The organism is Longimonas halophila (assembly GCF_002554705.1).
Taxonomy (GTDB): Bacteria; Bacteroidota; Rhodothermia; order Rhodothermales; family Salinibacteraceae; genus Longimonas; species Longimonas halophila.
Genome location: NZ_PDEP01000004.1, coordinates 230,621 through 249,698 on the forward strand (window position 1 = coordinate 230,621; position 19,078 = coordinate 249,698).

The 19,078-nt window shown below is 62.2% G+C and carries 16 protein-coding genes; 3 read left to right on the plus strand and 13 right to left on the minus strand.

What is annotated here, in order from left to right; all coding sequences use genetic code 11:
- Window positions 1–112 precede the first annotated feature (112 nt).
- Both CRI93_RS06140 and CRI93_RS06145 read left to right on the plus strand, forming a co-directional pair.
- A complete protein-coding gene (locus CRI93_RS06140) occupies window positions 113–955 on the plus strand; it encodes a PD40 domain-containing protein (protein ID WP_176521731.1) in 843 nt (280 codons plus the stop codon).
- A 250-nt stretch (window positions 956–1,205) separates the two neighbouring features.
- Window positions 1,206–3,965, plus strand: coding sequence for a S8 family serine peptidase (locus CRI93_RS06145; protein ID WP_176521732.1), 2,760 nt, complete (start codon window positions 1,206–1,208; stop codon window positions 3,963–3,965).
- An 80-nt stretch (window positions 3,966–4,045) separates the two neighbouring features.
- Here the strand turns inward: CRI93_RS06145 and CRI93_RS06150 are convergent, their stop codons facing one another.
- A complete protein-coding gene (locus tag CRI93_RS06150; protein ID WP_098061745.1) occupies window positions 4,046–5,110 on the minus strand; it encodes a glycosyltransferase family 2 protein in 1,065 nt (354 codons plus the stop codon).
- Between the two features lie 172 nt (window positions 5,111–5,282).
- Here CRI93_RS06150 and CRI93_RS06155 point away from each other — a divergent pair, with 172 nt between their 5' ends.
- On the plus strand, window positions 5,283–7,253 hold the full coding sequence (locus CRI93_RS06155; protein ID WP_098061746.1) for a RecQ family ATP-dependent DNA helicase: 1,971 nt from the start codon (window positions 5,283–5,285) through the stop codon (window positions 7,251–7,253).
- A 24-nt stretch (window positions 7,254–7,277) separates the two neighbouring features.
- Here the strand turns inward: CRI93_RS06155 and CRI93_RS06160 are convergent, their stop codons facing one another.
- The 12 genes from CRI93_RS06160 to CRI93_RS06215 form a co-directional block, all read right to left on the minus strand.
- Window positions 7,278–7,649: a DUF4296 domain-containing protein gene (locus CRI93_RS06160; RefSeq protein WP_098061747.1), complete on the minus strand. Its 372-nt coding sequence runs from the start codon at window positions 7,647–7,649 to the stop codon at window positions 7,278–7,280.
- 62 nt (window positions 7,650–7,711) lie between these two features.
- The gene (locus CRI93_RS06165; protein WP_098061748.1) at window positions 7,712–8,857 is read right to left on the minus strand and encodes a DUF4837 family protein; all 1,146 of its coding nucleotides are present in this window, start codon (window positions 8,855–8,857) and stop codon (window positions 7,712–7,714) included.
- Between the two features lie 58 nt (window positions 8,858–8,915).
- Window positions 8,916–9,755 (minus strand): tryptophan synthase subunit alpha, encoded by an 840-nt coding sequence (gene trpA / locus CRI93_RS06170; protein ID WP_098061749.1) that lies wholly within the window; start codon window positions 9,753–9,755, stop codon window positions 8,916–8,918.
- Window positions 9,756–9,798: 43 nt separating this feature from the next.
- Window positions 9,799–11,028 carry a tryptophan synthase subunit beta gene (trpB, locus tag CRI93_RS06175; protein WP_098061750.1) on the minus strand — a complete coding sequence of 410 codons (1,230 nt, stop codon included), beginning with the start codon at window positions 11,026–11,028 and terminating at the stop codon, window positions 9,799–9,801.
- Window positions 11,029–11,118: 90 nt separating this feature from the next.
- Window positions 11,119–11,784, minus strand: a complete 666-nt coding sequence (locus CRI93_RS06180) for a phosphoribosylanthranilate isomerase (protein WP_098061751.1) — start codon at window positions 11,782–11,784, stop codon at window positions 11,119–11,121.
- Between the two features lie 79 nt (window positions 11,785–11,863).
- Window positions 11,864–12,676 (minus strand): indole-3-glycerol phosphate synthase TrpC, encoded by an 813-nt coding sequence (gene trpC / locus CRI93_RS06185; protein ID WP_098061752.1) that lies wholly within the window; start codon window positions 12,674–12,676, stop codon window positions 11,864–11,866.
- 51 nt (window positions 12,677–12,727) lie between these two features.
- Window positions 12,728–13,759, minus strand: coding sequence for an anthranilate phosphoribosyltransferase (gene trpD, locus CRI93_RS06190; RefSeq protein WP_098061753.1), 1,032 nt, complete (start codon window positions 13,757–13,759; stop codon window positions 12,728–12,730).
- Window positions 13,760–13,801: 42 nt separating this feature from the next.
- A complete protein-coding gene (locus tag CRI93_RS06195; protein ID WP_098061754.1) occupies window positions 13,802–14,383 on the minus strand; it encodes an anthranilate synthase component II in 582 nt (193 codons plus the stop codon).
- Window positions 14,384–14,588: 205 nt separating this feature from the next.
- Entirely contained in the window at window positions 14,589–15,602 is a 1,014-nt protein-coding gene (trpS, locus tag CRI93_RS06200; RefSeq protein WP_098061755.1) for a tryptophan--tRNA ligase, read from the minus strand.
- A gap of 60 nt (window positions 15,603–15,662) precedes the next feature.
- Complete coding sequence (locus tag CRI93_RS06205) at window positions 15,663–16,133, minus strand: hypothetical protein (protein WP_098061756.1); 471 nt, start codon at window positions 16,131–16,133, stop codon at window positions 15,663–15,665.
- Window positions 16,134–16,220: 87 nt separating this feature from the next.
- Window positions 16,221–17,726 carry an anthranilate synthase component I gene (trpE, locus tag CRI93_RS06210; protein WP_098061757.1) on the minus strand — a complete coding sequence of 502 codons (1,506 nt, stop codon included), beginning with the start codon at window positions 17,724–17,726 and terminating at the stop codon, window positions 16,221–16,223.
- Between the two features lie 362 nt (window positions 17,727–18,088).
- Window positions 18,089–19,051, minus strand: a complete 963-nt coding sequence (locus CRI93_RS06215; RefSeq protein WP_098061758.1) for a PLP-dependent cysteine synthase family protein — start codon at window positions 19,049–19,051, stop codon at window positions 18,089–18,091.
- Window positions 19,052–19,078: the final 27 nt, after the last annotated feature.

Below are 19,078 nucleotides of genomic sequence, written 5' to 3' on the forward strand. Positions count from 1 at the left end.
TTTCTCGCATCATGCTCGTCGCTTGTGGTACGGTTGCTTGCGCTACGGTCGCTTGCGTTGTGCAGGTCTTGTTCTACTCGCTGCCTGCGCCGTCGGGCTGGGCGGGTGTGATATGTCCTCAGAACCGGATATCCCGGAGGTGCAGCCCCCTGACCCCCCCGAGGTTTTTCCGACCGACCAGGCCCCGGCCTGGAGCCCGTCGGGAAACTATATTGCGTATCATCACGACGCCCTCTGGACCGACGACACGACCGACGTGAGCGGGCTCTACGTTCGGGACTTGGAGGCCGACTCCACGTGGCTGGTGATCGAGGGATCGGCCCGAAGCCCCGACTGGCGCCCCGACGGCGAGCGCATTGCCTTCTCTGCAGGAGACATCTACACCATCCGCCCGAACGGCTCGGACTTGCGACGCGTAACGTCATTCGGCAGTTCTTTCCAGCCGCGATGGTCTCCTGGTAGTAACACACTAACGTTTGGTAGGTCCGGCAACCAAGAAGAGGTAGGAATATGGTTTGCTCACCTCACCGACTCAACCTTTACCAAATTCGGATTTGGAGCTACTCCAGCTGATTGGTCCCCGTCTGGCGAACGGCTCGTGTATGATAAGACTAATATTTTCACCGCTGACACGAGCCGGGCCGACTCGACCCAGCTTACAAACAACGAATTTGTCGATAACCGCGACCCGGCTTGGAGTCCAGATGGGCAGTGGATCGCTTGGTCTCCCATCAACGACGACGGAAACTATGAACTTTGGGTCATGCGGTCCGATGGATCTGACAAACAGAAGCTCATTGAGCGCGGCCGCGGTCCGGCCTGGGGACCCAATTCTGAGCGAATCGTCTTCGCGAGGCCGGGTCGCGAGAGCGACCTTACGGCCCTCTGGACGATCCGCCGCGACGGCTCGGATCTGCGCCAGATCACCGATCCGTCTCGCAATCCGTTGAACTAACCGTCTTCTGTATGACTGATTAAGTGTATGCCTGAGAGGGCGGGAGGCAATGCATGTTCTGCATTAACTCTCGCCGCATAGATATTCGTCCCTTAAATACAAAAACCTCCATGCGGGCCGTTGTGTCCGCATCCCTTCGACCCTGATCCGCCAAGATCAACAGCACCGGGGGACCGGCATGCCCGACCCGCACGGGAGAGGCAACCGGCATCCCTCGTCCGATTGCTTTCACAACCAACCGAGGTTTGCCATGAGAACCCTAATGACCATTCTCCTCTTCGCGTTCCTCTTTCCTTTTGCGGCTCTTGCTCAAGTGGGCCCGCCTGACGCTGCTCGTTCTTTGGAAGGCGTCATCTTGGTCAAGTTTGCCCCTGACGCCGTAAAAACTCCTCCACAGCAGCTTCGGCTCAGCGAGTTACAAGGGCCCGAAGCCGCCCAGACACGCCAACTGCTGCGTCCTCCCCTGATTCAAGGCGAACAAGGACGCGGTCAGAAGATCTTCCGCACCTTTGCGCCCAGAGACACGCTCACTCAGCATCGTCAGACCGGGGAGCCGGTACGCCTCATCGACCTATCACGGTGGTACCGATTTGCCGTGCATGACACAACCGACGTAGACGCGCTCGCGCGGCGGCTTGAAGCGTTGCCCTCGGTGCTACAGGCTTCGCCAGACTATGAAGCCCGTCCTGACTACACTCCTGAACAGGCCGTTGTGGACCACCCGAGTGCGTCTCACCGGACCGATGAACAGCCGCATGCTGTTCGCACCGTGCCGAACGATCCAAAGTTTGATGAGCAGTGGGCCTATGACAACTCAGCGACCGATGCCGATGTAGACGCTCCCGAAGCGTGGTCAACCAACACTGGTCGGAGTGATGTAACGGTTGCGGTGGTAGACGGTGGCGTAGACCTGGATCACCCTGATCTTGACCCGGGGGATCGGAGCCGAGTGGTGCAGGGATATGACTTCGGCGATGACGATGCCAATCCCGATGATGATCGACCATCAGGCACATGGACCGACCATGGCACCCCGGTGGCCGGAACCATCGGTGCCCGAACTGACAACGGTGAAGGGGTAGCCGGGCTGATGTGGGATCTTCGAATTATGCCCCTGAAGATTGTTGAAACTGACAGAACTGGCGATCCACCTGGTTCAAGAGTTATAGAAGCCTTTGACTATGCTCGTTCAAATGGTGCTGATATTATCAACTTCAGTGGGTCCTTTCCTTCAAGCTTCGGAGCATTGGAGGAAGCTGTCTGGAACGCATATGCGGCGGGATTGATAATGGTAGCTTCTTCTTCAAATGACTTCGAGGATTCCGTACGCTATCCGGCTGCTCTTCCCTGGGCGATTGGTGTAGGAGCCACGGATAACAACGATGAGAGACACCCCTATTCAAATTACGGTCCCAATCTCGACATTGTCGCCCCGAGCGGGTTTGAAACTACAAGCCGCGGAGTGAACGGCAATCTGTACGACGGATTTGGCGGCACCTCGCAGGCTGCGCCCGTCGTGAGCGGCGTCGCTGGACTTATCCTCTCGGAGAGCCGCGATCAGGGGCTTGGCCTGACCAACGCCGCCGTTCAACGCCTCATGGAGCAGACGGCAGATAATGTGCTGAATATGAATGGCCAAGACTTTACCGAAGAGTATGGCCACGGTCGCATCAATGCCCGCAGGGCGCTGGAAGCCCTGCAGCCCCCGAACGAAATGGTGCAAGAGCTGGCCACCGGCGGCTCCAGTAATAGGGTGAGGGAGGACTTCCAGCAAGTTTTCTACACGAGTCCATCTCCAGGGGGCCTCGCGTCGGGAACGTACTTTGTTGACGTGTATGAGGTCACTGGCCGGGCCTCCTTCTCGACGTACTTTCAGGACGAGCCCCCGCTGGTCTGGATGCACGAAGAAGATACCAAGGGTTGGAGCGCAGCAAACCCCAACACGCAGCAGCCCTACGTGAAGATCTCAAACGTCACGCAGGACGGCTTCGATTATAAAACGTGGGTTTATTATGTAAAATCTAATACAAACGGCCAACAAATTAATGAATGGTATCCAGCTTCTCCCTCCGGGGTAGAGGTTGCGTACAACGCCATGGGCGAACCTGGAACGTTTCCCCTCGAAGTCACCCTCTCCGGCCCAGGCACTGTAAATAGCGGGCAGGAAGCCACCTGGACGGCCAACGTTGAAGGCGGGGAAGGGTCGACCAGCTACAGTTGGGCGATGCGAGCTCCCGGCTCCACCAACTGGACACTAAAGTTCTGCTCGGGCCCCTCCTGCTCGCATACCTTCTCGAACTTCGACGACCAGATCCGGGATGGAGCAGTTCGTGTGAGTGTCACCCGAGGATCCGAAACCGTGCAAGCCAGCCAGACGGTGTTTGTCTCTCCCGACTGTGCCGATAACGTATTCCTCTGTCCGGCGACACAGCTCACCAGTCTCCGCTCATTTGAAGCCGAACCCCAGAGCGAGTCAGCCCACCTGGCGTGGACAACCACGGGCTCGATGGGCGAAGGCGCCTTCCGTGTGCAGCACCGCGCCGACAGCACCGCCGCGTGGAGCGACCTCCAGACCGTCGAGGTGGCAGAGAGGACGCAGGTTGACTCTACCGATGCACCAACGTACCAGCTTGAAACCGACGCCCTGGCGCCGGGCACGCATCAGTTCCGACTGCAGTGGGCCGCAGGCAGCGAGACGGCGCTTCTGTCGGATGTCGTAGAGGCAGAGATCACACTGGAGGATCCGTACCAGCTACGGGCGTATCCGAATCCGGTGGGCGCGCAGATGACTGTGGAAAGTGCGGTCAAGGAGCGTCAGCACGTGCGGGTGCAGATCTACGATGTGCTCGGGCGGCGCGTTACGACGGTCTACGACGGCCCGATGGCGCCCAACGAGGTGAAGCGCTTCACGGTGCAGCCTGGAACCGACGGTCTGAGCAGCGGGACGTACTTCCTGCGCATGACCGGCGAGCAGTTCCAAACCACCACGCGCATTAGTGTGGTGCGGTAGACGTAAACGCTGGACATGTTGGATGCAGTGTATAGGGACGCCCCGGCAACGGCCGGGCGTCCCTACGTTTTGTGAGGGGGTTATCGCGCAGGCTGCGCCTCCCTCTGCACATTAGCCCCTGTCCAGTTGCTCTCAAAACACTCTTTCGGCAACGCCGCAAACGTGCGCCGCCCAAGCGCGAAGTAGTCGAGTGCAATGAAGCGCCGGTAAGGGGGCTGCACCACGCGTCCGCCGGTAGCCGGGCGGAACGACGTGCGCATGCGGTGGGCGTCAGCGTAGGCACGCACAATCGCGGTGGCGTGGCGAAGCTGACGCTGCCCGATGCGCTGGGCAAGGGCGCCCGCATCCACCAACACACGCTCGGCAAACGTGCGTGGCCAGGCATAGGGCGGCAGGTTCTTGTAGAGCATCAGCAGACTGTTGCGGAAGTTGAGATAGGTTTTTTCGGGGGCGTCTTTCGGGAGCGAAGCGCCACCGATGTGATACACCTCGCTGTCGGGCACGTAGCGGATACGGTAGCCAGCGCGTTGCATCCGCCAGCAGAGGTCGATCTCCTCCATGTGCATGTCGAAGCGCCCGTCGAGGAGGCCGACCTGCTGCAGGGCGGAGCGGCGCATCATGATCGCTGCGCCCGAAGCCCAGAAGATGTCGGTGGGCGTATCATACTGCCCGCGGTCGCGCTCCATGGTGTCGAAGAGGCGTCCGCGCGTAAACGGGTAGCCCACCCGGTCGATAAATCCGCCCGCCCCGCCGGCATACTCGAAGCGATCGCGGTCGTCGTACTGGAGCATCTTAGGCTGGGCCGCGCCGATTGCGGCATCCTGCTCGAAGGTGTCTACCAGCGGATCGAGCCAGCCGGAGGGTACCTCCACGTCGTTGTTCAGCAGCACAATGTAATCGCCCGTAGCGTACGGCACCGCGCGGTTGTTGCCTTTGCAGAAGCGCCAGTTTTGGGGATGCCGCACGACCTGCACCTGCGGAAACGTCTCTGCAATCCAGTTGGCGGATCCGTCGGTAGAGGCGTTGTCGGCCACAATGATCTCCAGATTCGGATAGTCCGTGGCCACCACCGAGGGCAAGCACTGCTTCAGGAGCGGCAGCGCGTTCCAGGTGACGATGATAATCGATACGCGCGGGACGCTCATACGAGAGGATGGTGGATGGAAGATGGTGGATAGAGCGATTGGTCAGCGGCTTTGCTTGCTCCTCATGATGTCGTTTGTCTGTGTCATTAACGGGGCGAACGCACGCGGTGGTTGCAGCGTTATGTGGATGCCGCGTGTAGTCTCGCATCCACCCAACTCATAGGCAGCACTCATGGCCTCCGCATCCCCCTCATACACACTCGACGACGCCCGCGCTGCCATGCAGGACCGGTGGGGCTACCCGTCGTTTCGTCCGGGGCAGGAGGCGATCATCGAGGCGGTGCTTGCCGGACGCGATGTGATGGGCATCTTGCCCACGGGCGGCGGCAAATCGCTCTGCTATCAGGTGCCCGCGGTGCTCTTCGACGGACTCACATTGGTGGTGTCGCCGCTTATTGCGCTGATGCAGGACCAGGTTGAGGGCTTAGAGCGCCGGGGGATTCGGGCGGCGGCGCTCAACAGCACGCTGTCGCGGCGCGAGCGCGAGCAGTGCCTCGTAAATGCGGAGCACGGCCTCTACGACGTGCTGTACGTGGCGCCCGAGCGCCTCACCATGACGATGTTTCAGGCGCGCGCATCTGAGCTCGACGTAGCACTGCTGGCGGTGGACGAGGCGCACTGCGTGAGCGAGTGGGGCCATCACTTTCGTCCTGATTACAAAGAGATTGCCCCGGCCCGCGAGGCGCTGGGGCATCCATCCATGCTGGCGGTTACCGCCACGGCCACGCCCGAGGTACGCACCGATGTGCAGAAACTCTTGCAGTTGGAGGAGCCGACGGTGGTCGTGCAGGGCTTTGACCGTCCGAATCTGGTGTGGTCGGTCTTTCAGACGGCGAACAAGCGCGGCAAGCTGCGTGATGTGGTGGAGGGCGTGCCGGGCTGTGGCATCGTGTATGCGTCCACGCGTCGGAATGTGGAGATGTGGACGGACTGGCTGCAGCGCGAGGGCGTGTCGGCGGCGGGCTACCACGGCGGCATGGCATCAGGCGACCGCACCACCGCGCAGCAGCAGTGGATTCAGGATGAGGTGCGTGTGATGGTGGCTACGAACGCCTTTGGCATGGGCATCGACAAGCCGGATGTGCGGTTTGTAGCGCACGTCGACATCCCGTCGTCGCTCGAAGCCTACTACCAGGAAGCAGGCCGCGCCGGACGCGACGGCGAGCGCGCCTATGCGGTGCTGCTCTACCAGCCGCCCGATGTGGATACGCAGGAGGCGCTCATCGAGTCGGGGCACCCGTCGGTGCAAGAGATCCAGGCGGTGTACACGGCCATCTGCAACGTAGGCCAGGTGCCACTGGGCAGCGAGCCCGACAGCCCGCTTACGGTCGACATGACCGCGGTACAGCGCGTCACCGACCTGCATGCGTCTAAGATCCGCACAGCCATCGACATGCTGGAGCGGGCCGATGCGTGGCAGCGCCTGCCCAACCGGCGGCATCGCGGGTGGATTCGATTCCGGCAGGCGGCCTCGTCAGTGCGCAGCTATGCCCGGCAGCAGTCCAACACGGCCCTGCAAGAGTTTGTGCTCACACTCATTCGCTTTGTGCACGCCGAGGCCTACGCCTCGTGGTGGCCGCTCGACATGAAGCAGCTGGAGCGCCGGATGGACCTGCCGCGCCCGCGCATCCAGAAGGGACTCGACTACCTGGCCGAGCGCGGACTGCTGCAGTGGCGTCCGCCGGGGCGGGCCATTCACCTGGAGATGCAACATCCCCGCGCCAAGCAGTGGCCGGTGCCGGGAGATGCGGTGAAGGGAGCACGCAAACGAGCCGAGGCGCGCCTAAAAGCAATGATTGATTACGCAGAGTCGGCCTCGTGTCGGCGGCAGCAGCTGTTGGCCTACTTCGGCGAAGACAGCACGCCGTGCGGACGCTGCGACGTGTGCCTGGGACGCCACGATCCCGACCCGGTTACGCCTTCCGACGAAGAGGAGCTGCGCCATGTGCTTACGTCCATTGCCCGCGACAAGCCCATGCAGACGTGGCTACCGGACCAGCCGCGCTACCGGGCGCAGCGGCTGTTGCGGTGGCTGGTGCGCGAGCAGTACGTGGAGCCGCCCCCGCCACAGGCTACCACCTATCGGCTTACCGCGCAGGGCCAGCGGTTTGTGCCACAGTCGCGCCCCGAAGAAACGTCATAAGCTCGCCCGTATATCCGCGACAGATCATGGCTCAGACGTAGCCTCTTGGCGCAGGCTGTCGGCGACGACGCGCACGGCTCGCAGTGAGTCGACGACCTCTTGGTAGAGCGCGTGGTAGGCGTCGGGGTGCCGCGTGTAGTAGGCACGCGCCGAATCGAAGCGGGCGGGCGCTACGCCGTGCCGGGCCAGAATGCTATCGCGGGGCAGGCGGGTGTCGAGGCCGGGCGTGCTAAGGCGCGCCTCGGCGATGTGCAAATCCACCAATACCGTGCGCATGGTGTCGCGGTTGAGGGGCGGCTGTTCACTGGAGCACCCCGCGCTGGCGATGAGGAGGCCCCCGCACAACAGGGTCGTTGCTGCGAATCCCCCTAAAGAAAACCAGTTGGGTGGATGCATAGCAGGGCGGCACGAGGGCAGTAAAGAAGTAGTGCGCAAGAGGGCAGCACGCAGCAGATCCGTTACTCGGACGATGCGAGCGTTTCCTCGGACTGAGTTTCGGCCTGGGTGCGGAAGGTGCGCGCAATCACCTCCATCTGGCGCAGGAAGTCGCGCTTGCCGTGTTCGGGCGCAAAGACTGCCCCGTTGATCATGTAGACGCGGCCCGTTTCCTGGTCGTAGAACGTGTAGTTCACGAACGGACCGCCGCCGCCCATCTCCTGGAGACCGTCGCCCTCGTCGGGGCGGCGCACGAAGTGCCACAGGCCGCGTGTGATGTAGGCGTAGCGGTCGAGAAACTCAGTTTCCTCGGTGTTTAGCGGACGCCGGTAGTCGGTGCGTACAAACCCGGCCACATTGCCACGTAAATATTTTTCGGTGAGCGAATCGCGCGTGGCATAGATCCACTCAGGGGTGATATCGCTCGGGGCCATGCCGTCTACGTAGTGAACAAAGAGCTCACGTCGTGTATCGGTAAGCACACGCCGGAGCCAGATGAAGCCGCGATTCTCGGTCGTTGTGTCGATGGCGATCTGGTAGTCGTGCTGCACGTTGACGGCAAAGCCATGGTGCTGCATGAGCGTATCTTCGAGATCGTACTGCCGCTCCTTTTCGAACATCTCGCGCTCCATGCGATCGAGCGTCACCTTGTGAAAGGTGTCGCGGATCTCGGGGCCGCGTTCTTCGATGGCCTGCGCCAACTGCTCAGAGTTAGCCGCGGTCATGTAGTAGACGCGCTGGCTGCGGCGCCACAGGTCGTTGCGGGGTACCACCACGGGCGTGCCATCGAGCGTAGCCTGCAGCACGTCATCGGAGAGGCGGCTGCGCAGGAAGTTGGATACGGGGGTGTCGTCGTTGAGCGGAGCCGCAAAGACCACGTTCTTGTGGCGCTGCACAATGTCGAACATGCGGTCGGAGGCGAGGTTGACCTGCTGCAGGTCGAAGGAGCGCTCGGGCGTAGGCAGCGTCTCTACGTACGGCCCAATGTGCTGGCGCACGGCATCGCCGAGCTCGGCGTTCCAGTGGGTGCTGTCGATCACAACCATGATTTCGCCCTCGGGCCCTGTGGCGCGCGGACGGTAGTCGCCTTCGAAGGCGCCTTCGCATCCAGTAAAAACCAGCAAAGCAAACAACGGAGCGGCCAGGAGACGAAACGTGCGCGCAAACATACGTAGATGGTGCGATTAGACAAAAGAAACAGGACCAAGGCTCCGTTGCTGTAGACGTCTACTCAGCCGGATTGCTCCCGGCGGCCACGGCGTCGCCATGCTTCAGGGCATGCGCAAACTGGCGGATGCGAGCGTATCGGTCCGCGTCGGAAAGCGTGTCATCATCCCAGCAGGCTTCGATCTCCTTGATGAGCGCCGACCCAACGATAAAGCCGTCGGTGTGCTGCGAGAGCTCTTGTGCATCCTCGTGGGTTGCAATCCCAAACCCGACCAGCAGCGGATTCTGCGTGACGAGTCCGCGAGCGCGCTTCAGGTAGGATTGCACGGCGCCGCGTCCGTCAAGGCGCGAGCCCGTAAGGCCCGTCACCGACACCGCATACACGAAGCCGGTAGCCAGCTCATCCACGCGCTGGATGCGCGCATCGGAAGAGTTCGGGGCGATCAGGAAGACGAGGTCGAGTCCGGCCGCCTGGGCGTGCTCGGTGAGCAGTGTCGCCTCCTCGGGCGGTACATCGGGCAGGATGAGTCCGTCGACCCCGGCGTTGGCCGCCTTGGTGCAGAACCGCTCGATGCCGTATTGCAGCACGGGGTTGATGTATCCCATGAGCAGGACGGGCGTGTCGCTGCCTTTGCGAAACGAGGCGGCCGTGTCGAAGGCGTCGTCCATCTTCACGCCATGCGAGAGCGCGCGGGCGCTGGAGCGCTGGATGGGCAGCCCCTCGGCCAGCGGATCGCTAAAGGGCATGCCCAGCTCGATGAAGTCGGCGCCGCCGTCGTCGATCGCGTGCAGAACGGGCACGGTGGCGTCGGGATGCGGGAAGCCGTTCGTGGTAAAGAGGCCCATGGCGGGCGTGCCCTGGGCGCGGCAGGCGGCTAAGGTGTCGGAGAGTCGGGACATTGCGGATGGAGGGATGGAGGGATGGAGGAATGAAAGAACCAATTTACCGGTGTTTGGCGATGGTTTGCATGTCCTTATCGCCGCGCCCAGAGCAGTTGAACACGATGATGCCGTCAGGACCGATCTCGCGAGCCAGACGCTGCATAGGAGCCATGGCGTGGGCGGTTTCAAGGGCCGGAATGATGCCCTCCTGCTCCGACAGCACGCGCACGCCATCCATTGCTTCGGTGTCGGTGGCCGACACGTACTCCACGCGTCCGGTGTCTTTCAGATGCGAGTGCTCGGGACCGATGCCGGGATAGTCGAGGCCTGCCGAAATGGAGTGGGCAATCTCGACCTGTCCGCCGGTGTCTTGCAGCAGATAGCTCATCGCGCCGTGGAGCACGCCGGGGGTGCCCTTTGAGAGGGTCGCGGCGTGGCGTCCGTTAAGCCCTTCACCTGCCGCTTCTACGCCGATCAGCCGCACGGCCTCGTCTTCAATGTACGGATAGAAGATGCCCATCGCGTTCGAGCCGCCGCCCACGCAGGCCACGACCGCATCGGGGGTTTCGCGTCCCTCATGCTCACGAAGCTGGGCGCGCGTCTCATCCCCAATAACGCGGTGGAAGTTGCGCACCATCATGGGGTACGGGTGCGGGCCCACGACCGAGCCGATGATGTAGAACGTGTCGTCGGGATTCGACACCCAGTCGCGGATGGCTTCGTTTGTCGCATCCTTGAGGGTGCGGCTGCCACTTAGAGCCGGACGCACCTCGGCACCCATGAGCTCCATGCGCTCTACATTCAGGCGCTGGCGCTCCATGTCTTCCTCGCCCATGAACACGATGCAGTCCATCCCGAACTTGGCACAGACGGTGGCCGTGGCCACGCCGTGCTGTCCGGCTCCGGTTTCGGCGATGATGCGCGTTTTGCCCATCCGCCGCGCCAGCAGAATCTGGCCGATGGTGTTATTGATTTTGTGCGCGCCGGTGTGGCAGAGGTCCTCGCGCTTAGCGTAGATCTTCGCGCCGCCGTAGTAGTCGGTCAGGCGGTCGCAGAAGGAGAGCGGGGTGGGGCGTCCCACATACTCGCGGAGCAGCGTGCGATACTCAGCATCGAAGGCCGGGTCGGCCTGCGCTTCGGCATACGCTTCACGCAGCTCTTCGAGCACGGGCACGAGGATCTCCGGTACAAACGCGCCGCCGTACGGGCCAAAGTGACCGGTGTCGTCGGGCGCATTGTAGCGGGCGGTCGTTTCAGAAGCAACGTTTGGTGCTGTGGATGCGTCGGGCATGGGTTAGCGGGGTTGGATACGAGAGGGTAAAACGCAACGAGGGAGAATTAGATCAGCCCACAAGGGGGCACCGGGGACCAAACGGGCCCGTCAGGAGGCATCGGCGGCCTCTTCTTCGAGTTCGTCCTGAATGGCGCGGAACGTGTCGAAAAACGCGTCGATCTTGTCGAGGCTCTTCACGCCGGGAGCGGTTTCGAGTCCGCTCGACAGGTCCACGGCATACGGACGCATGGTGTGGATGGCGCGCTCAATGTTGTCGGCGTTGAGTCCGCCCGCCAGGAAGAGGCGGAACTCGCTGCTAAGCTCACGGGCCAGGCGCCAGTTGAAGGATTCACCGGTGCCGCCCCATACGCTGCTGTTGTGCGTGTCGAGCAAGAATGCATCAACGACATCGGTATACGGCTCCATGAGCGCGCGTAGCTGGTCGGAGGCTGCGTCGTGACGCACACGGATTGCCTTGATAACGGGCCGGTCGATCTGCGCGCACACGGCAGGCGGCTCGGTGCCGTGGAGCTGTACGTGGGTGAATCCCGCCGTCTCTACCGCATGGTTCACTGCATCGGCATCGTCGTTCACAAACACACCCACCGAATTGATGCCGTGCACCCACTCCAGAATCTTAGCCACCTGCTTCGGACGAATGTAGCGCGGGCTGTCCTCGTGCTGAATGAAGCCGAGGTAGTCGGCGCGCTTGCCCGCAAGGTAGCGGGCTGCTTCGAGATCAGTAATGCCGCAGACTTTGATCTTTACTGACATAGCACGTGGCGGATTGGAAGGTTGAAGGTTGGAGGGTTGGAAGGGACATGCATACGTTCACACATCCATACGTCCACACTTACTGCTGTTGGGCGATGGCGATTTCGCGGGCGGCGTCGCGCAGGTCGGTGAGCGCCTGTCCGGGGTCGTCGGCCCGCATAAAGTGCTCGCCAATGAGCACGCCATTGACCCCGTTCTGGCGGAGGCGTACCAGCGTTTCCGGGTCGCTGAGTCCGCTCTCTGACACCCAGCCCACGCTGCGCGGCACGTGCTGAAAGATGTCGAGCGAGTTTGCGATGTCGACCTCAAACGTATGCAGGTTGCGGTTGTTGACGCCCAGCAGACTAATCTGGTCGAAGTCGATCTTGTCGAGATCCTCGTGCGTGTAGACCTCTACCAGGCACGACAGCCCAAGCTCCTCCGCCTGCGCATGCAGATCATAGAGCGCGCCGGCCTCCAGCGCTGTTGCAATGAGAAGCACCGCGTCGGCACCGACGGCCTTCGCCTCCACAAGCTGGTACGGATCCACGATAAAGTCCTTCCGCAAGAGCGGCGTATCCGGCACGTGGGCGCGAATCCAGGCCAGGCTCTCCAGCGAGCCTTGAAAGTGGAGCGGCTCGGTGAGCACCGAAATCGCGGCTGCGCCGTGGTTGGCGTAGGACTGCGCGATCTGTGCGGGCTGAAATGGATCGCGAATCACGCCTTTCGAGGGCGAGGCTTTCTTGACCTCCGCAATGAACGACATGCCGCGCTGCTTGAGGGCCTCGGCCAGCGAAAGCGGCTCATGATCACCAAAGAGCGGGCGCTTCTTCAGTTCGGCCAGCGGCGTTTGATGCTTGCGTTTGGCGATCAGTTCGCGCGTGTCGGCAACAATGTCGTCTAAGATGCTCACGGGTGTGAGGTATAAAATTACAGGGGGATGCGAAGGGCAGTCGCTCCAGCGCTATTTGGGCGCATCGTTCGAGGCTTCAATCAGCGTGTTGAGGGCGTTGAGCGCGCGTCCCGATTTGATGCTGGCACGGGCCGCGTCGAACGCAGCGTCGAGGTCGTCGAACTGTCCGCTGGTATGCAGGGCATAGCCCGCATTCAGGAGCACCACATCGCGGCGCGGCGACTGGTCGGTGCCCGCCAGAATGCCACGTAGGATTTCGGCGTTCTCGTGCGCGTCGCCGCCGCGCAGCATCTTGTTCGCGGCGCGGTCGAAACCGTGCTTTTCGGGACCGACCTCGCGTCCGATGGGCATGTCGTGGCGGCTGTCGGCATCGTACTCAAAGAGCGTGTTGGCATCGGCCACCGAGAACTCATCCATGCCGTCGTTCGAGTGCACGGTAATGACATGCTCGCTGCCCAGGCGGCGCAGAATCTGCACCATGAGCTGGGCGGTGTTCATGTCGAATGCGCCCACGAGCTGCCGCGACACGTTTGCCGGATTGCAGAGCGGACCCAGAACATTGAAGCACGTGCGTACGCTCAGCGATGTGCGTACCGGCATCACGTGCTTCATGGCCGGGTGAAAGTACGGCGCAAACAGAAACGCGATGCCCGCCTCTTCCAGGCAGTACTCTACACCGAGCTTCTCCAGTTCAATCTCGATGCCGAGCGTTTCCAGCACATCCGCCGAGCCCGACTTCGAGGAGACCGACCGATTGCCGTGTTTGGCCACGGTGACCCCGGCGCCGGCGCACACGAAAGACGCGGTGGTCGAGATGTTGAACGTGTTGGCGCCGTCGCCACCGGTGCCGCAGACGTCGATGGCATGCTCGTCGGCGCAGTCGACCGAGACCGCAAACTCGCGCATCACGCGGGTAAAGCCCACGAGTTCATCAAGCTGCTCGCCCCGGGCGCGCATCCCGACCAGCAGCGCAGCGATGTGCTCGGGCTCGGCTTCGCCCGACATCATCTGGTGCATGGCATCGGCGGCTTCGTCTTCGGTGAGGGCGCGGCCCTCGGCAATGGCGGCGATGTGTTCGTGCATAGAACGGGAGTGGGGGTGGTAGGAAAACAAGCGGGGAACGGATTACGCAGCGGAGCGGGCGGCCAGCTGGCGCATCCAGTTGGCAATAAGGGTAGGTCCGGCAGCGGTTTTGACGCTTTCGGGGTGAAACTGAATGCCCTCGATGGGCCACTCAACATGGCGCACGCCCATCACAATGTCGTCGGTGGTGGCGGTGATCGTGAGTTCGTCGGGAATCGTGGCGCGGTCCAGAATGAGCGAGTGGTAGCGCGTGGCGGTGAAGGGCGCGTCGACGCCTTCGAAGATGGACTGCCCGTCGTGCGTGACCTCGCTCGTTTTGCCGTGCATGAGCGATGGCGCGTTGACGACGGTGGCGCCGAATACCTCGCCCATGGCCTGGTGGCCCAGACACACGCCCAAGATCGGAGTTGTAGCGCCCATCTGCTCGATAATCGGCTCAGTGATGCCTGCATCAGCCGGGCGGCCCGGACCCGGCGAGATCACAATGCCGTCGGGGTTGAGCGCCCGTACCTCCTCCACCGTCAGCGCGTCGTTACGCTCCACCACAATGTCGTCGGTGTGCTCGCCCAGCAGGTGCACCAGGTTGTACGTGAAGCTGTCGTAGTTGTCGAGGACGAAGATCATAGCCTGCTTAGGGATGGACGTATGGAGGGATGGAGGATTAGGAGGCAGGATCATAGAATACGTCAGCCTCCCATGCGTGGTTGGCAGGTCCGCACCAGCTTTCGGGGTTGGACATCATTTTTACCAATCCGCCGAGCGGGTTACCTTCCCCCTGGCGACGCAGCGCGCTGCGTCGTTACGGGCAAGACCAAAGCCAGCACCGACCTTACATCGTCTTCATCAGCCCGGTGGCGTTGCGGACCTGGGCCATGAGGGGTTCGGTTTTCTGGCGGGCGCGCTTGGCGCCGTCGCGCAGCACATCGCGGACGTAGTCGGGGCGCTGCTCCAGTTCGTGACGCCGCTCGCGGGCTTCGGCGAAGAAGTCTTGGATCAGTCCCAGGAGTTCCTTCTTGGCGTGGCCGTACCCGTATCCACCGGCCCGGTACTGCTCGGCGATCTCAGCGCGCTGCTCCGCCTCCGCAAACAGCTTGATGAGCGCAAACACGTTGCACTGCTCGGGGTCTTTGGGCTCGTCGAGCGGCGTTGAATCCGTGACGATGCTCATGACTTTTTTCTTGAGCGCCTTGCCCTCGTCGAAGATGCCGATGGTGTTGCCGTAGCTCTTCGACATCTTCTGCCCATCGATGCCCGGCACCACCGACACGTCGTCGAGAATGTAGGGCTCGGGCAGCGTAAAGAGCGGGTCATCGTCGGGGCAGAACGTGTTGTTGAAGCGCTGGGCGAGATCGCGCGTGATCTCAATGTGCTGCTTCTGGTCGGCCCCCACGGGCACCTGCGTGCCCCCGTAGATGAGGATGTCGGCGGCCTGCAGGACCGGGTAGTTCAGCAGTCCGGCATTCGGATTGAGGCCCTGCGACACTTTCTCTTTGTACGACACCCCACGCTCCAGACGCGACACCGGCATCAGGTTGTAGAAGATCCAGGCAAGCTCAGTGACCTCGGGCACATCGCTCTGAACGAAAAGCGCCGCCTCGTCGGGATCGAAGCCGAGCGCCAGGTAGTCGAGCGCCACATCCATGGTGTACTGGCGCATCTTATCGGCATCGTGCAGCGACGTAAGCGCGTGGTAGTTCACGATGAAGTAGTACGCCTCGTGCTGCGTGTGCAGATCGAGGTGCTGGCGCAGCGCACCAAAGTAGTTGCCAATGTGCAGGCGGCCCGAGGGCTGAATGCCTGATACAACAACAGAATCGGCGTTCGAAGGAGTGGCGTCGGTCATACGGTTGGGAGCGGTCAGAAAATCGGTAGGGATGCAGAGGGACGCGGCAGGCACCGCGGTTTAGCGGCGCTTCTGGATGCGCTTAATCACGCTCAGGCGCTCCTGGCTGTTGTCGCGTACCAGTTCCAAGATCGCACGCGTACGCATCTGGTGCTCTACGTCGTTACGCTCGGTCTTGACAGCGTCCTGAAACGCCTCCTCCTGTTCGATGAGATTGGGGAGCGCGGTATCCAGATCAGGCCCCAGATCAAAATCGTCCGGCTCCAGGTCAGTGCCGTTGTAGGCAGAGCCTCCGGCGCTGAAGATCGTCTCCGAGAGCTTACCCACGTCGGCGCGAGCGGTCTTCAGGAGCGATTCCAGGGCTTCTTCCACGCGCGGGTCATCGGCCACGCGCGAGACGGCGCGGTAGGCGTGGTTCAGCTTAATGTGGGCTTCTACGAGCGGATTCAAGTGCTCGACCGTTTCTTCGCGGCTGATGGTGCGTCCGGCCCACCCGCGTCCGAGCAGGGCCTCTTGTAAGCGGTTTGGCATAGCGGTCTATGGGATGCAGCGGTAAGAATACAGGATGCGAAGGTACGTACCCGCAACGAGGCGGGCGGGTTTGAAAACAGGGTGCAGCTACAGCAGGTCGTCGGTGGCTACTTGCAGCGCTTCGTGGAGCGCGGCGGCTTTGTTGCGTGTTTCGTCGTACTCAGAGGCCGGATCGCTGTCGGCTACAATTCCGGCACCGGCCTGGACGTACACCGTATCGCCGCGCACCACCATGGTGCGAATAGCGATGCAGGTGTCGAGCGTGCCCGAAAAGTCGAGGTAGCCCACCGCACCGGCATACACGCCACGGCGTGTGGGCTCAAAAGCGTCGATCAGCTCCATGGCGCGCACCTTAGGCGCTCCGCTCACGGTGCCTGCCGGGAAGCACGCGGCCAGCACCTCCATGGGCGTGCGCCCTTCGGCCACCGTGCCCGACACCGACGACACGATGTGCATCACATGCGAGTAGCGCTCGATGAAGGCATACCGGTCCACATTGATCGACTGGTAGTCGCACACACGTCCCAGATCGTTGCGGCCCAGGTCTACGAGCATCAGGTGTTCGGCCCGTTCTTTGGGATCCGCGGCCAGTTCGTCGGCCAGGGCCTGGTCCTCCGCTTCGGTGTCGCCTCGCGGACGCGTACCGGCAATGGGCAGCACCTCGGCGCGGTCGTCTTCTACGCGCACGAGCACCTCGGGCGAGGAGCCGACCAGCGCCACATCGTCGAAGTCAAGGTAGAAGAGATACGGCGACGGATTCACCTGCCGCAGCGCGCGGTACAGGTTGAAGCGATCACCGCGAAAGGGGGATTCGAAGCGTTGCGAGAGCACCACCTGGAAGATGTCGCCATCCACAATGTGCTGCTTGGCATCGCGGACGGCCTGCTCGAAGGCGTCGCGCTCGAAGTTTGACGTGACATCGGGCGACGGCAGTTCGAGCGGATCGGGATGTACGGCAGGAGCGTTAAGCTGCGCCTCCAACTGGTTGAGCCGCTGTATGGCATCGTCGTAGGCGCTGCGCAGATCGGTCTCGGGGGAGACGAATGCGCTTGCCATCATCACCAGCTGATGCCGCACATGGTCGAAGGCCGCCAGGGTGTCGTAGAAGCCCCACACCGCATCGGGCAGTCCGAGCGTGTCAGGGGGCGCATCGGGCAGGTCTTCAATGAGGCGCACGGTGTCGTATCCCATGTAGCCGACCGCGCCGCCCCGCAGACGCGGGAGTTCAGGGGTAGGGAGTTCGGTAAACGGCTCGGTAAGGCGCGTCAGGACGTCGAAGATGGTGCCGGAGCTATCGGGCGTGCCCAGGCCGTCGGCATCCCGCCGGGTGGTAATGGATACGTCGGCACCGTGCTCGGTGGCACGCACCATGCGATACGGTTTGCCGCCCAAGAATGAGTAACGCGCCAGCTTCTCGCCGCCCTCTACGCTTTCGAGCAGGAACGGGAAGTCCGCACGTTCACGCAGCGCCAGAAACGCGGACACGGGCGTGAGCAGGTCGGCACTGCGGCGGCGATGCACCGGTACCACGAGCGGACCGGCGGTGTCAGCGCGGGCTGTTTCGATGCGTGCGGCAAAGTCGTCGAACGTCATGGGCAAAGGGAGGCGAGAGGCTACAAACGAAAAAAACCCACTGTCTGCAGGGGCGACAGCGGGTCATCGAGCACAAATATGGGGCGCAGCAGGTGCGCTACCCTTGAGGGGAGGTGTGCCCAGAAGCCCGGGTGCACCACCACCATGCAGCAATGTGTTGAGGGCGTGAGTGTATCATGCTATGTATATACGAGTGACCTGCGGGGGTTGCAAGCGGGTGGGTTGAAGATCTTGTTTGGGATGTGCTCTGGGGGTGAGGGGTGGGAGGATGGAGGTGTAGAAGGGTGAAGGTGTGGATGTTTTTCTCGTTCATCCGTTCACACATCCACCCTCCCATACACCAACGGAGCATGCGGAGTTGGTTACACCCCAAACAGCGTATCGAAGTACTGGTCGCCGCCGTCGCAGATGATGGTAACGACCGTGGCAGCAGGATCGGACTGGCTGATATCGCAGGCAATCTTGAGGGCGGCTCCGGCGCTGGGTCCGATGAGCATGCCGTTTTCGCGGGCAGCACGGCGGGCCTGATCGAACGCCTCGTCGTCGGTCACACGGCGCATCTCGTCGATGTACTCGAACCACATGGTAGGCAGCTTGCCGCCTTTGCCGAGGCCCTCGACCGAGGTGTCGTATGGACGCTCGGGCTCGTCGTAAAATGCGGTGGCGATGTTCGAACATTCGGCATCCACCCCGACAACGGTAACGGGGCGCCCTGCCTCAGCGGCTTGCTCCTTGACGTGGCGCGCGGTGCCGCTGATGAGTCCGCCCGTGCCCATAGCACAGACCAGGTGCGTCATACGATCGCCCGCCTGCGCCCAGACCTCGGGGCCCGTCCACTGCGCATGCACGCCCGGATTCGACTGGTTGTAGTACTGGTTCATCAGGAAGCCGTCGTTCTCCTCCGCCAGGCGCTGGGCGGTGGCGCGGTAGTGATTGGGATCGTCGGAGGAGACGCGCGGGCATTCGTGCACTTCGGCGCCAAACGCCTTCATATAGCCAAACTTCTGGCGGCTGCTGCCCTCGGGACACGTCAGGATGCAGCGCAGTCCGAGCCGGTTGGCCACCAGCGCCACGGCCCCCGCCGTGTTGCCTGAACTGGCCTCCACCACCGTATCGATGTTCTGCGTGCGCACCGCCTCTGTGAGAATGCCCATGGCAATGCGATCTTTCATAGAGCCGGTGGGATTCATCGACTCCATCTTGCAGAGCACGCGCTCGTTCTCAACGCCCGGGTAGGCCACCATCGGCGTGTTGCCAATCAGGCTCAGTACGGGGTCGTCGGTGGCAAAGGGCGAGGCAACCGGGGAGGCAGAGGAAGTATGCATAGACTGCGGTAAAGCCCAAAGTAAGCA

Excerpts from the sequence above, each read along its gene's own strand:
- CRI93_RS06215 (WP_098061758.1), bottom strand. The coding sequence starts at position 19,051 with ATGCATACTTCCTCTGCCTCCCCGGTTGCCTCGCCCTTTGCCACCGAC.
- trpE (WP_098061757.1), bottom strand. The coding sequence starts at position 17,726 with ATGACGTTCGACGACTTTGCCGCACGCATCGAAACAGCCCGCGCTGAC.
- CRI93_RS06145 (WP_176521732.1), top strand. The coding sequence starts at position 1,206 with ATGAGAACCCTAATGACCATTCTCCTCTTCGCGTTCCTCTTTCCTTTT.
- CRI93_RS06205 (WP_098061756.1), bottom strand. The coding sequence starts at position 16,133 with ATGCCAAACCGCTTACAAGAGGCCCTGCTCGGACGCGGGTGGGCCGGA.
- CRI93_RS06150 (WP_098061745.1), bottom strand. The coding sequence starts at position 5,110 with ATGAGCGTCCCGCGCGTATCGATTATCATCGTCACCTGGAACGCGCTG.
- trpS (WP_098061755.1), bottom strand. The coding sequence starts at position 15,602 with ATGACCGACGCCACTCCTTCGAACGCCGATTCTGTTGTTGTATCAGGC.
- trpD (WP_098061753.1), bottom strand. The coding sequence starts at position 13,759 with ATGCACGAACACATCGCCGCCATTGCCGAGGGCCGCGCCCTCACCGAA.
- trpB (WP_098061750.1), bottom strand. The coding sequence starts at position 11,028 with ATGCCCGACGCATCCACAGCACCAAACGTTGCTTCTGAAACGACCGCC.
- CRI93_RS06160 (WP_098061747.1), bottom strand. The coding sequence starts at position 7,649 with ATGCATCCACCCAACTGGTTTTCTTTAGGGGGATTCGCAGCAACGACC.
- trpA (WP_098061749.1), bottom strand. The coding sequence starts at position 9,755 with ATGTCCCGACTCTCCGACACCTTAGCCGCCTGCCGCGCCCAGGGCACG.
- CRI93_RS06155 (WP_098061746.1), top strand. The coding sequence starts at position 5,283 with ATGGCCTCCGCATCCCCCTCATACACACTCGACGACGCCCGCGCTGCC.
- CRI93_RS06140 (WP_176521731.1), top strand. The coding sequence starts at position 113 with ATGTCCTCAGAACCGGATATCCCGGAGGTGCAGCCCCCTGACCCCCCC.
- CRI93_RS06195 (WP_098061754.1), bottom strand. The coding sequence starts at position 14,383 with ATGATCTTCGTCCTCGACAACTACGACAGCTTCACGTACAACCTGGTG.
- CRI93_RS06180 (WP_098061751.1), bottom strand. The coding sequence starts at position 11,784 with ATGTCAGTAAAGATCAAAGTCTGCGGCATTACTGATCTCGAAGCAGCC.
- CRI93_RS06165 (WP_098061748.1), bottom strand. The coding sequence starts at position 8,857 with ATGTTTGCGCGCACGTTTCGTCTCCTGGCCGCTCCGTTGTTTGCTTTG.